Annotated in this window: 16 protein-coding genes; 5 read left to right on the forward strand and 11 right to left on the reverse strand. The window is 53.0% G+C overall.

Going from position 1 to position 11,997, the window contains the following annotated elements:
- Positions 1 to 192: 192 nt before the first annotated feature.
- The 5 genes from AB1500_12095 to AB1500_12115 form a co-directional block, all read right to left on the reverse strand.
- Complete coding sequence (locus AB1500_12095) at positions 193 to 321, reverse strand: hypothetical protein (GenBank protein ID MEW6183890.1); 129 nt, start codon at positions 319 to 321, stop codon at positions 193 to 195.
- Between the two features lie 162 nt (positions 322 to 483).
- Entirely contained in the window at positions 484 to 615 is a 132-nt protein-coding gene (locus AB1500_12100; protein ID MEW6183891.1) for a hypothetical protein, read from the reverse strand.
- A gap of 101 nt (positions 616 to 716) precedes the next feature.
- Positions 717 to 845, reverse strand: coding sequence for a hypothetical protein (locus AB1500_12105; GenBank protein MEW6183892.1), 129 nt, complete (start codon positions 843 to 845; stop codon positions 717 to 719).
- A 396-nt stretch (positions 846 to 1,241) separates the two neighbouring features.
- Positions 1,242 to 1,403, reverse strand: a complete 162-nt coding sequence (locus tag AB1500_12110) for a hypothetical protein (GenBank protein ID MEW6183893.1) — start codon at positions 1,401 to 1,403, stop codon at positions 1,242 to 1,244.
- A gap of 257 nt (positions 1,404 to 1,660) precedes the next feature.
- Positions 1,661 to 1,969 carry a hypothetical protein gene (locus AB1500_12115; GenBank protein ID MEW6183894.1) on the reverse strand — a complete coding sequence of 103 codons (309 nt, stop codon included), beginning with the start codon at positions 1,967 to 1,969 and terminating at the stop codon, positions 1,661 to 1,663.
- A 211-nt stretch (positions 1,970 to 2,180) separates the two neighbouring features.
- Between AB1500_12115 and AB1500_12120 the strand changes: the two genes are divergently transcribed.
- Entirely contained in the window at positions 2,181 to 2,474 is a 294-nt protein-coding gene (locus AB1500_12120) for a YbaB/EbfC family nucleoid-associated protein (GenBank protein ID MEW6183895.1), read from the forward strand.
- Positions 2,475 to 2,492: 18 nt separating this feature from the next.
- A complete protein-coding gene (locus AB1500_12125) occupies positions 2,493 to 3,005 on the forward strand; it encodes a hypothetical protein (protein MEW6183896.1) in 513 nt (170 codons plus the stop codon).
- Between the two features lie 45 nt (positions 3,006 to 3,050).
- Here AB1500_12125 and AB1500_12130 read toward each other — a convergent pair whose 3' ends face one another.
- The 5 genes from AB1500_12130 to AB1500_12150 form a co-directional block, all read right to left on the reverse strand.
- Complete coding sequence (locus AB1500_12130; protein MEW6183897.1) at positions 3,051 to 3,767, reverse strand: ABC transporter ATP-binding protein; 717 nt, start codon at positions 3,765 to 3,767, stop codon at positions 3,051 to 3,053.
- Entirely contained in the window at positions 3,761 to 4,531 is a 771-nt protein-coding gene (locus AB1500_12135; protein ID MEW6183898.1) for an ABC transporter ATP-binding protein, read from the reverse strand. The genes AB1500_12130 and AB1500_12135 overlap by 7 nt, the downstream gene beginning before the upstream one ends.
- Positions 4,521 to 5,510 (reverse strand): branched-chain amino acid ABC transporter permease, encoded by a 990-nt coding sequence (locus tag AB1500_12140; GenBank protein ID MEW6183899.1) that lies wholly within the window; start codon positions 5,508 to 5,510, stop codon positions 4,521 to 4,523. The genes AB1500_12135 and AB1500_12140 overlap by 11 nt, the downstream gene beginning before the upstream one ends.
- Before the next feature lie 236 nt (positions 5,511 to 5,746).
- Positions 5,747 to 6,628, reverse strand: a complete 882-nt coding sequence (locus AB1500_12145) for a branched-chain amino acid ABC transporter permease (GenBank protein ID MEW6183900.1) — start codon at positions 6,626 to 6,628, stop codon at positions 5,747 to 5,749.
- Between the two features lie 350 nt (positions 6,629 to 6,978).
- Positions 6,979 to 8,169: an ABC transporter substrate-binding protein gene (locus AB1500_12150; protein ID MEW6183901.1), complete on the reverse strand. Its 1,191-nt coding sequence runs from the start codon at positions 8,167 to 8,169 to the stop codon at positions 6,979 to 6,981.
- Positions 8,170 to 8,597: 428 nt separating this feature from the next.
- Between AB1500_12150 and AB1500_12155 the strand changes: the two genes are divergently transcribed.
- The gene (locus AB1500_12155; protein ID MEW6183902.1) at positions 8,598 to 9,041 is read left to right on the forward strand and encodes a DMT family transporter; all 444 of its coding nucleotides are present in this window, start codon (positions 8,598 to 8,600) and stop codon (positions 9,039 to 9,041) included.
- A gap of 446 nt (positions 9,042 to 9,487) precedes the next feature.
- Here AB1500_12155 and AB1500_12160 read toward each other — a convergent pair whose 3' ends face one another.
- Positions 9,488 to 10,177: a ZIP family metal transporter gene (locus AB1500_12160; GenBank protein MEW6183903.1), complete on the reverse strand. Its 690-nt coding sequence runs from the start codon at positions 10,175 to 10,177 to the stop codon at positions 9,488 to 9,490.
- A gap of 234 nt (positions 10,178 to 10,411) precedes the next feature.
- Here AB1500_12160 and ispE point away from each other — a divergent pair, with 234 nt between their 5' ends.
- Both ispE and AB1500_12170 read left to right on the forward strand, forming a co-directional pair.
- Entirely contained in the window at positions 10,412 to 11,419 is a 1,008-nt protein-coding gene (ispE, locus tag AB1500_12165) for a 4-(cytidine 5'-diphospho)-2-C-methyl-D-erythritol kinase (protein ID MEW6183904.1), read from the forward strand.
- 318 nt (positions 11,420 to 11,737) lie between these two features.
- A partial coding sequence (locus AB1500_12170; protein MEW6183905.1) for a transposase occupies positions 11,738 to 11,997 on the forward strand: 260 nt, incomplete at its 3' end.

Below are 11,997 nucleotides of genomic sequence, written 5' to 3' on the forward strand. Positions count from 1 at the left end.
CCCAGGCGCCGGGGAAGAACCCGCCGCCGCCGCATTCTTGAGTCAAGTCCGCCATTAACAAGACCTCCATTCCTTACCATAGATAATTACTCGGTTTATCGAACTATAAACCGGGACTGGGGCGCCATGTCGGCTAATTGTCGCCTGACAGGCGATTTGTTGGTCGGGCGCGCCCCAGTCCCATCGGCCTTTTTACCACCAGCCGCCGCCGTCCACGCCGAAGCCCATGAAGGAGAATCCCAGTATGATAAGGATGACTACCAGGATCAGAGCCCAGGCGCCGGGAAGAAACGGCGCGAATTCCTGAGTTTTATCTGCCACTATTACCAACCCCCCTTTCGTAGTGAGTGTGCCTGACTGCACCGTTTATGAAACGAAAAACCAGGGAAGGTCTTCGTAAAAACCGTTGCACGAGAGGCCATGCAGGGATTTCCCGCATTTATCCAACCAGATGCTCCATGTTACATGTTACCGCCCGCCATGTTACCACCAGCCGCCGCCGTCCACGCCGAAACCCATGAAGGAGAATCCCAGTATTATAAGGATTACTACCAGGATCAAAGCCCAGGCGCCTGGTAGAAACGGAGCGCCGCATTCCTGTGTTTTGTCCGCCATTATGCCCACCTCCCCTCTTTTGGCTTTACTCGCTTGTCGGTATTGGTTCAGGACCCGGAAGTTCAATACGCCAACCGGAGTCTTTCCGCCTCAGTTGATTGCTACCACCAGCCGCCGCCGTCCACGCCGAAGCCCATGGCGGTGAAGCCAAGGAGGATAAGGATAACCACCAGAATCAGAGCCCAGGCGCCGGGAAGAAACGGCGCGAATTCCTGAGTTTTATCCACCATATGATACCAACCTCCTTTCCTGCAATTTGCCTGCTTAGCAGCATTACTTAATGACCGGAAGAAAAGGCCGTCACCAAATCACACAATTTATCGCTCGCGTTTCAGATAGTGCATTGTTGAATATCATATATTCCTTTTAGGTGTACGAATGGTCCTCTGCCTCCCGGCCATGGTTCTAAATAAATGGACCCAGGCCGAAGCCGAAAATGGTAAAGCCGAGCAGGATGAGAATGACTACAAGTATGAGGTCCCATGCCCCGGGTAGGAATTGCTGGTTCTTTTCCGCCATTGTCTTCACCTCCCTTTGCGGTTCACTGCATTGCCGGTGAACAAGGGTTGAATACGGGATTCGGCATGGGAGTCGAGATGCGGATACGGGCTTTTCTACAAAGCGCCCTAACCTTCACCTTTACCATCACCGCCATCCAAGCCGCCCCGGCCGCCCAAGGGCCACCAGCCGCCGCCGAAGCCCGAGGGAGAAAAGGCCAGTATTATAAGGACGACGACAAGGATGAGGGCCCACGCCCCGGGCAGGAACTCCTGGATTTTAACCGGCATCGATTCCAACCTCCTTGCGTAAGCATTGTGCGATGTTGCTCACCCAACAGAAGAGAATGGCGGATTGTTCTTATAGCGATTTAACCTTGTTTTAACGCAGGACTGCTCGTGTTCTTATAGTGTGTAATGCTTAGAGGCCGTTCCCTTTTGTTTCCAACATAGTATTCCTTGGAGGCTGGATATGTGAAATACACGGGTAAAACTGCCAAAGGCGATGCGCCGATTGATTACAGCCGTCGCTCTTCTACGATGTTTAATCAAACCGCCTTACGTGACTCCATCCTCGGGCGAAGCATGAACCCTTTTTTTATCGCCGGCGCGTCATCCTCTCCACCGTCGTAGTACCCGATACCGGTGTCTTTGTCGCCGAAGGCCAGCATGATCAGGACAACGACAAGTATCATCTTCCAGAATCTACGCTTGCCGATTTGCGGCAGATCAGGCGCGGGGCCGAACCTGCCATCCCCGTCAGGGTTTTCCTGATTAATACGGCCCCGCCGAAATACCGGTAAGCCGGGAACGGAGGCAGGATTAGGAAGCGGGGCGGATCTGCCAGTTGTTTTCATACGGACACGGACCTTTCTCTTTTCAAGGCTGCAAACGCTTTCCTTACTTGTTGACCAATATATTCCCGGGAGGTAGATAGTGTGAATTACGTGAACAGGGCTGGTTAGGCCATATGATGTAAAAGCAGTGTTATTTTGTCAAATTAAATAAGTAGCCGTTGTTTCTCCTGCCGAATATACTGCTACGTAACCACAAGGAGGTGATTCGGGTTTGTTTGATTTTGAGGGAATGGCAAAGCTCATGGGGGAATTCGGTCGTATTAAGGATGCGTTAAGAAACGTAAGACTTGAAGTCAGCGAAGGACCGGTTTCCCTAACGGTTAACGGACTCCAGGAGGTGGTCAGGGTTAAGGTAGACGGGAAAAGTGTCTCAAGCGTTTCAGCTCTGGAATCAAAGATCGCAGGTTGTTTTAACAAGGCGGTTGCCGAATCCCGGAGGGCGGCCAAGGAAGAGGTGGAAAGGACCACCGGCTGGAGCATTCCCGAAATTCCGGGCCTGTTTTAAAAAAGGGGGCTTTCTTAAGTGAACAAAGCGGACAAGGGAACGGTAGACGGCTGGCAGGAATCGCGCCAGATGGTCCGGGATTTATTGGACCTTCAGATAAGCAGTGGCTTAACGGGCGATAAATTGCTGCTTCTTTTAGGTTTGCTAAGTGTTTTTGGGTCTGTTGAATTCCTCGGCCGCCGCAGGGAGAACGGCGAAGGGCAGTCTTTGCAGCGGATGATCGGCACGCTTGCTTCTTCGTTTCTAACGGGTGGCCAGGGATTAAAACAGGAAGAATTGCAGGGGGTTCGCGGGGGAGAGGAGTCGGCAGGCGGCGGTAAAGAAGGATGGAAGGTCCTTATGTCCCTTTTGAGCAACCCGGAGGTACTTCGCATGGTGCTGCCGTTGTTATCGAAGCTGACAGGAGGGGCTGGTTCCAACACTACGGAAGCCGCTGAAGCCGAGGGAAACTTCACATCGTCACGCAGGAGGCGGGCGCCGGAACTCATGCGCTGGGATTTAGGCAGGAACGACCCCAGAAGAAAAGGCTGAAATCAGCAGTTGGCGGTAAGATACCACAAAGACGGACGACCGGTTTCAGCGACGGTGACCGAGATACGCGGAATAAAGGCTGCCGCTTTCGGAAAGGTCTTGAGCCGAGCCGGCGAGCGTAACCTTTCCTCTTTCGAGGATAAGCGCACTGTCGGCAACAGCGAGTGCAGCTCTTGCGTTTTGCTCGACTAAAATGATTGTATGTCCTTGTTCTTTCAAGCGCCGCACGGTTTGCATTATTTCCCGGACAACAAGGGGAGCGAGGCCGATGGAAGGCTCGTCCATAAGCAAGAGTTTCGGCTTGGCCGATAAGCCTCGCCCGATTGCCACCATCTGCTGCAACCCACCACTTAAAGTATGGGCTGGAAAGCCCATTTTTTCTTTTAAGGCTGGGAAGAGGTCCAGTATCTTTTCAATATCTTCTTCCAAATCCTTTTTATCGCGCCGGTAGCGGTGAAAAGCGCCAAGGAGCAGGTTATCCCTAACGCTTAATGAGGGGAATAAAAGGCGGTTTTCGGGGATCAGACAGATGCCCTTTTTTACAATAGCCTCCGGAGACAGGCCGGCAATAGGGCAGTTTTCGAAAACGATCGTGCCGTTTTCAGGGGGGTAAAGCCCGGCGATACAGCCAAGCAGGGTGCTTTTCCCGGCGCCGTTGGCTCCTAAAATTACTGAAACCTCGGACTCGTATACGTCGAACGATACCTCGGTGAGCGCCTGGATGTGGCCTCGGAATACGGTGAGGTTCCGGACATTCAGCATGCCTCTTCCTCTCCTTCCCCGAGGTAAGCGGCGATAACTTCAGGATTGCTTTGCACTTCCGCCGGTGTTCCGGTGGCGATAACCGTGCCGAAGTTAAGGACTACCACTTCGTCCGCAAGGCTCATAACCGTTTCCATATCGTGTTCCACAAGGACGAGGGAGTAACCCCGGTCGCAGAGGGATCTGAGAAAGCGGGCCAGTTCCTGGGATTCCTTGGGGTTCAGCCCGGCGGCGGGTTCGTCGAGAAGCAGAATTTTAGGCTGAGCGGCCAGGGCACGAGCTATCTCAAGAAGACGCTGTTGTCCGAATGGCAGGTTGCCCGCCGGCAGATCGGCATATTCGGCAAGGCCAAGACGGTCAAGCAGGCCGACGATTTCCCGGTATAGTTTTTGGTCTTCGCGCATAGTGCCCGGGCGGCGAAAGACGCTGCGCATAAAACCGACACGGCTTTTCCGGAAGGCGCCGACCATCACGTTTTCCGCCACGGTAAGGTTCGTAAACAATTCAAGGTTTTGAAAGGTACGGCCGATCCCGAGTTCGGCTATCTGAAAAGGCTGGAGTCCGGTGAGGGGCCGTTCCTGAAAGATAACCTGTCCCCCGTCCGGTTTTAAAACGCCCGTGATGAGGTTGAAAATGGTCGTTTTGCCGGCGCCGTTAGGACCTATCAAGCCAAGTATTCCGCCGGTTCGCGTTTTAAAACCCACCCGATTCAGCGCGATCAGTCCACCAAAAACCTTTGTTATCTCCCGCACCTCAAGCATGATTATTGTTCCCCCGTTCCGGGTGCACAGTCACGATGCTCTTTTCCGGCAGGAGAAGCCCTTTCGGTTTAAAGAGCATGATGATTACGAAGATGACGCCGAAAATAATGATTTCGAATTCTCCACCGGCGGTTGGCAAGACCTCCGGTACCAACCACTGGAGCAGTTTGTCCAGACCTACGATGATTCCCGCCCCTAAAACCGGGCCCCAGAGGGTGCCCAGTCCCCCGACAACCACCATGAGAGCAAACTCCACGGATGTCGTAAAGCTAAAGGGTGACGGGCTGATAAAGGTTACCCAGAATATGTAAAGGGCGCCTGAAATACCGGCAAGGAAGGCGCTGACGACGAAGGCCAGTAATTTAAGAGAAGCGGTGCTGATGCCTACTGCCGCGGCCGCCTTTTCGCTGGAATGAATTGCTCTGAATGCCCGGCCCACCGGCGATCTTGTGAGATTGGCCATACCTAAAAGAACAAGACCCAGGATGGACCACACCAGGAAAAAGCAGTCCCTGTCGGAGTCGAACACCACTGGCCCGATTGACAGGTAAGGGATTCCGGTAAGACCGGAAGGCCCACCGGTCAAGCTGCTGAATTCCTTAAAGAGGGCAGAGACAAGGATCCCGACCCCCAGAGTGGCCAGAACAAGGTAATGCTCCCGCAGACGTAGGATGGGACGCCCGATGATAAGTGCCACGAAGGCGGGCAGAAATGGGGCTATAAGAAGACAAAAGGCAGGAGGGACTTGGCACCTCGTGGCCAGAATGGCGGCGGTATAAGCACCGAGACCGTAAAAAGCGGCCTGTCCGAAGGAAACCTGTCCGGCATAACCCATCAATAACCCTAAACCTAGAGCAACGATGGAATACAACCCGATAACGATAGAAACGCCCAGTAAGAAGCTACTTTGAATAAGCATTGGGAGAAAGAGAACAACAGCCGCCGTCCCGAAAAGCCACCACCAAATCTTTTTGGAAGACAAGAAAGCCCATCTCCTTGAATTCTGTGTAACTATTTAGTACTACGTAGGGCGCGGCGATAAGCAACATATTTCGGAAGTCAGATGCAGGATGTCAGAAATCAGAACTTAGTAAAATTCGCTGTGCACTGCATCTCTTCACACCGCGTTCCGTCCTAGTAAGCTGAACAGTTACAATTCTCTTAACCGCCATAAAATATTATCAGTAAATACTGCGTTTATTCCATTTACGGGTTGGCTTAACGGTTTCCCAGGATTCCCGTCGGGCGTGTGAGAAGGACGATGATCATGACGATCATAGCGATCGCGTCCTTTAAACCCGTGAATGAATAGCCTTGAAAGGAACAACTTGCAGCGAACGCCTCGATAACCCCGAGCAATAACCCGCCGATTATGGCGCCGGTAACGTTGGTAACCCCGCCCAGAATAGCCGCCACAAAACCTTTCAGTCCCAGCATGAATCCCATGTCGTACTGGGCGGTAGTGATGGGGGTGATGAAGATGCCCGATAACGCCGCGATGATGCCCCCGAAAGTAAAGGCAAACAGCGACAACCGTCCGGGGTTAATTCCGACAAGCTGTGCGGCGGTTTTATTCATCATGGCTGCCCGTACGGCTTTTCCTAAAAAAGTGAAATCGAAAAACACAAAAAGAAATCCTACCGCCACCACGGCCAGACCCAGGACGAACAGACTTTGTGGAATAATAACGGCTCCCAGGAAGCCGATCGAAGAGGTGTTGACGAACGAGGGCAGGGTATAGGGGTGCGTCTTCCAAATGAGGAGAGCCGCACCCCTCAAAGCGATCGAGACACCTATGGTGATTATTATCAGGGTCAAAACGGAGGCCTTTCGCGCGGGGTGAATGGTCGCCCTTTCCATAAGGGCGCCCACCAGGCCGGCCAGCATTACCGCCAGGACGTAGGCGAGAAGGTCGGGGCATCCGGCTTCTCGCAGGCTCACTGCGGTCAAAGCACCTATGGTTACGAACTCTCCGATCGCAAGGTTAAAGACACCCGTAATGTTGAAAGTAACGACCAATGCCAGCGCTATTAAGGCGTAAATGCTTCCTAGCGTGAACCCTGAGATCAGGTACTGGACATACTGGCTTTCGATCCCCAAAGAGTATGCCTCCTAGGAGACTGCTGCAAAACGGCGCCTTTCTTCGTCAGACTCGCTGGCCGGTACTCACGTACTTCCGTGTACGCTCCGTTCCGGCCAGCTTCGTCTTCCTTGATATGTTTTTTTCGCAGCCTCCGGGATGTTTACTACGTTTAACTACCAAAACAACAGGGTTAGTTTTTCACCGAATCTATTTGTTTTCAACATCCTTCTAGGAGACCGCTGCAAAACCGCACCTGGACTTATAAGACTCGCCGTCCGCGCCATGCGTGTTTTCTGCGGTCCTCCGAATTGTTGTAAGTCTTGCTGAAAGTGGACAGTCGAGTCGCTTCAAACCCCGAAGGACCCTCCTAATCAGATAGATACGTCCACTTGCCGTCTTTAATCGTGACCATAACCAACGAGTCTTCCCCAAGCCCGTTGTGGTCCTCCGCTGAAAGCTTAAATACACCGCTTATACCGGGGTAACCGGTTATTTGTTCCAGCGCTTCGCGGATCTTAGCCCGGTCGGGGCCGGCCTTTTCAATAGCCTGGACGGTCAGTTGGAACGCATCGTAACCATGACCGCCGAAGGTGCTGGGCCGTTTGTTGTATTTCGCCTGGTAATCGCTGAGGTAGTCGAGCAATACCTGCTTTTGCGGGTCCGTATCCGGCAACTGCTCCGCCACAACCAGTTTGCCCATCGGAGCGACAACACCGTCGGCGGTGGTTCCGGCCAGATCGATGAAGGTCTGATTGCCTATGCCGTGGGTGTGGATGAGCGGCATGTTAATCCCCAGAGACCTAAAGTTCTTGGTTACGATGGAAGCCGAAGGCGGGATCGCCCAAACAACGGTAACCTTGGCCTTCGATGCCTTTACCTTGGTTAGCTGCGCCGTCATGTCGTTATCGGTGGCTTCGAACTTCTGCTTGATAAGGATGTTGATCCCGTTATCCGCCGCCGCCTTTTCAAAGTTAACTAGGCCGGAGTCTCCAAAGGCGTTATTCATGGAAAGGAAAGCGATGTCTGTAAGCCCGTTAGCGACGAGGTACTTGGCGATTTTGTTAGCCACGACAATATCGCTCTGGGCGGTTTTAAATACCCAGTGCCGTTGCGTTCCATCATCATTAGTGACGATTTTCGCTGAAGCCGCCATGGATACCATCGGTACTTCACTCTTGTCAATGGTGTCTATCATTGCAAGTGAAGGCCCGCTCTGGCTACAACCCATAATAACCAAGACGTCCTGTTCGATCAGTTTTTTAGCGTCCATAACCGCTTCAGTCTCGTTGGACTTGTTATCCAGGATTGTAAGATCAACCGGGTGCCCGTCAATGCCGCCCTTCGCGTTGAGCTCGTCAACCAGCATCTTGAGAGTGTTGTTTTCAGGTTCTCCTAGCGAGGAACCCGGACCGCTGATGTCGACAACGGCGCCGATCTTATAAGCCTCTTTAGTTGCGCCGGCAGGTTCATTGCTCGTCGTTGCAGACTTGCCGCAGCCGGTTACCAGGACCAGTAATAATAACAAACCAAGACCAAGAAACAAACTCCTCTTTAACACTTTCTAAACTCCTCTCTCCCAATAAGGCTGAATTATTTACTTCTCTATACCCTTGTCCAATCGGTTCCGCTAATAAAACAAAGCAAAAATCCCGCACCTTCATGTACCATTTTTGTCTTTTGAAGTCCCGATGCTGCAACCCCTACTCCGGTTCTGCCCGTAAGAAAAAAAGAAAGGCTGTTAAAAAATAAAAATCCACTCCCGGTTTTACCACCTTCTTTCCGATAGTAAAAGCCATTGGTCTTTTAGGTCAAATTTAACATGCTTAGAGCAGAAAAACAAGAAGGAACTTGCTTTTCCCCGGCCTCTCTTCCGTATCCGTTTTTAAAGGCTACGGCGACGCGGTCTGGGGAATAACATCCCCATTCACCGGTGAAGATAGTTTCGTCGGTCTGTCTGTCCAATTTTCTTGAACCGGGGATGGTGGCATGTTCGGTCTTCAGATCGTTTCTCTGCTAACAGCAGCGGCTGCCGGGGGGCTGATGGCGGTTCAGGGTTCTGTAAACGCCCTGTTAGGTAAAATCATCGGTCTGGTAGAGGCTACCTTCGTTGTAAACGTTATAGGGGCTGTTGCCGCCGGAATTTTACTTCTGTTATACCGAAGCGGCGGTTTTTCACGTCTCCATCATATCCCCTGGTTCGCCTGGTCCGGGGGTGTACTCGGCGTATTAATTATTTACGGTGTGGCGAAGAGCATTCCTAAGGTGGGGGTGGCCCCGGCGACCACCGCCATTGTAGTGGCGCAGATACTGACCGCGGCGGCCATCGATCACTTCGGCCTGTTGGGCATGGCCCGTCTCCCGTTCAGCGGCTGGCGGGTTATGGGGGGACTGCTGCTGGGTGCGGGGGCGTGGTTCCTGCTAAGAAAATAGTACTTCTTTTACTGGGCGCCGCGATAAGCTTTGCATAGCTGTGATTTTGGAGGTTAGAGGCCGGAAGTTGGAGGTCAGATTAGTTGAAGAAATTCGCTACAGCGAATTCCCACTTCTGTTCCGATTTCCAGCCTCCTGCATCCAACTTCTAAAATGGCCCGCCCCCCGGCACTCAGACTAACCCTGGCAAAAAATAAGCGGTTTTGACAACATTAAAGTTTCTATGAAATCATGCTGCTTTCCGAGTTGAATTGAGTGCTGGGTCTTCCTTGCTCTACTTGCTTCTCCCCGTGCTCCGTATTACGCTACGTTCGTAAGCTGCCATTTTCACGGAGTCGGAAGGGCGGTAACGGATTTCGAGCCCCGAGTCGATAGTCGTTGGTCCGGAAAGTCAAGAATCGGAAGAAAAAAACCGAAACGCGCGACACGTGATTGAATATGCTTACTCAGTGAATATGTAACAGAAGTGCAGTCAGTGTTAAAAACCCTATCACAAAACCTGCCGCTCCTTTCTTCCGCATCATCCGCGGTGTCAATTCCTTAGCCACTAAATAAAGCATCGCACCGGCAGCCAGGGCCAGGAGCGGCGGAATTAGCAAGTGAAACCGGTGCGCTAAGAACAGCCCGAAAAAGGTTCCGGCGGGTGTCACTAAGGAGAGTAGAGCATTCAGCCGGAGTATTGTAGCCGGTGACAGGCCTCCAAGGCGCAGCGGCGCGGCGTTGATCAAACCTTCCGGAACGTTGTGGATCCCGACGGCCAGGGCAAGAAAAATACCGAGTTCCGCGGCGACAGAACCGCCGGCGCCGATGGCCATCCCTTCCGGGAAGTCGTGCAGCGCAATTCCAATGAACAGAAGCCATCCCAGGCGCTTGTAAGATGCGCGAAGGTTCACCGCCGGATGCCCAAGAAATATGTCGGCAAGAAAAAGAAGCAGAATCCCGGCCGATCCTCCCAGGAACAAAGCGCCGGCCCCCCCCAATTGAAGGGATGCGGGGATGATCTCCAAGAAAGACACTGCGCTCATGACCCCTGCCGCAAAACCTACAAGGTACGGCATTACCTTTTCAAGGGGAAGACAGAAGACCATTACCGCGCCCAGGAGCGTGCCTGCCCCGGAAATGAGGCTTAGACTCAATAATGTAGAGTCCTGAAGAATTTCTTGACTTTGATTTACAGGAATCAGTGAACCTCACCTCAAAACACATCTAAATCCGACTTCCGGACGTTGAACCGATCCCCTGCATTACCAATTACTTGCTCTCGGGTGCCTTTTTGTGTAAAGTTATGAGAGAACGCTCAATTGTATGCAACGGGTAACTTTCAGCCGCTTGGTGTTTCGCTGATGGGAACGCGGCGAGGTGCAAGCAGAGTGCGAGAGCCGGTCTGGGGTGAGCACTGCCCCTGGACGGCTGACAAAGCCATGCGCAGCATATCGCCGCGCCCGACGACCGGAACACCTGAATGGTTACCGCAGCGGGGTGTATCCGTGGCCCTTACCGTTTTATCGAGGGCGAAAATCAATTTATCCTTGGACGTGGTCGGCACGCGCCCGGATGGTTATCACGAAATCGCTTCGGTGATGCAGAGCCTGGCCTTGGGGGACGTGTTGACCTTTGAACACCGGCCCCGGGGTGTAAGCCTTGAAGTCTGCGGCAAGCCTGTGGCGGCGGGCGAAAAGAACCTGGTTTTAATGGCGGCGCGCCTCTTTGCGGCCTTGACCGGCTGCCGCCGGGGTGCTGCCATAACCCTGCGCAAGAATATCCCTGTAGCGGCGGGACTTGGCGGCGGCTCGGCGGATGCGGCGGGCACGCTTATTGGATTGAATCGGCTGTGGGGACTCGATCGGGACACTCGCTTTTTACGCGGGTTAGGAGCCCGACTTGGGGCGGATGTCCCTTTTTGCGTCACCGGCGGGACCGCCCTTGCTACCGGACTCGGGGAAGAGCTTGCTCAACTGCCGCCGCTCCCGGAACTGTGCGTTTTACTTCTAAAACCGTCCTACGAGGTGTCCACGGCAGCGGTTTACCGGGCCTACGACGACCTGGGGCGGGTGCGGCCGCCGGTGGCCCGGGAGATGGCGGAGGCGCTGAGACGCAATAAATGGCGGGACGCGCTTCAAAAATGCTGCAACGCTCTTGAGGACGTTACCTTCAAGCAGCATCCGGATCTCAAACAATTAAAACGGAAGCTTATGGAGGCGGGGGCGGTATGCGCTTTAATGTCCGGGAGCGGGCCGACCGTTTTCGGGGTTTTCGAAACCGTACGTGAAGCGGACGCAGCAGGTTCACTTTTTCGAGCCGGCGGCATCGAAGTCATCGTTACCGCCACGTCCGACCGCGGGGTAGTATTCGAGAATTCAGTAGGCAGTAGACAGTAGGCGGTAGATAGAAGAAAACATTCAGGATTCTGCCCCAGACAAATGCCACTTTCTTTATAAAGGAGTTCCCTATGCGGCTTGGGGCCGCTCCATCTGAAGAATGAAAATGGGGCGACCTGAAAGCTGGTTACTTAGATGCAGAAGAGTAACATAAACGAAACGCGGCGAGGAGCGAAGCTCATCACCGCGTTCCATGGAAGAAGAACGCATTTTCGAAGCATTCCTGTAATGCTTTGAAACAAAGATTGACCAACAAAAAGACCTCCTGGTACAAATGGAGTTAGCGAAACAACCACAAATACCGAGGAGGTCAGATTGATGACAAAACGAACCAGTAATTTAAGCCAGATCCGTGAAGTGCGTACGCTCATAGTAGGCGTAGATGTAGCCAGAAAGGCTCATTGGGCACGAATGCTGGATGGAGGAACCGGGATCGAAGTCGAAAGCGCCTTCTCGTTTCAGAATAGCACAAATGGGTTTTCACGTCTACTGGGCAGGATAAGCCGCGCGAAAGAACGTATAGGGGCGGGAGCTATTATAGTGGCGATGGAGCCGTCAGGGCATTACTGGAAGCCGCT

This window comes from Bacillota bacterium (assembly GCA_040755295.1).
In the GTDB taxonomy this organism is placed as follows: domain Bacteria; phylum Bacillota; class Desulfotomaculia; order Desulfotomaculales; family Ammonificaceae; genus SURF-55.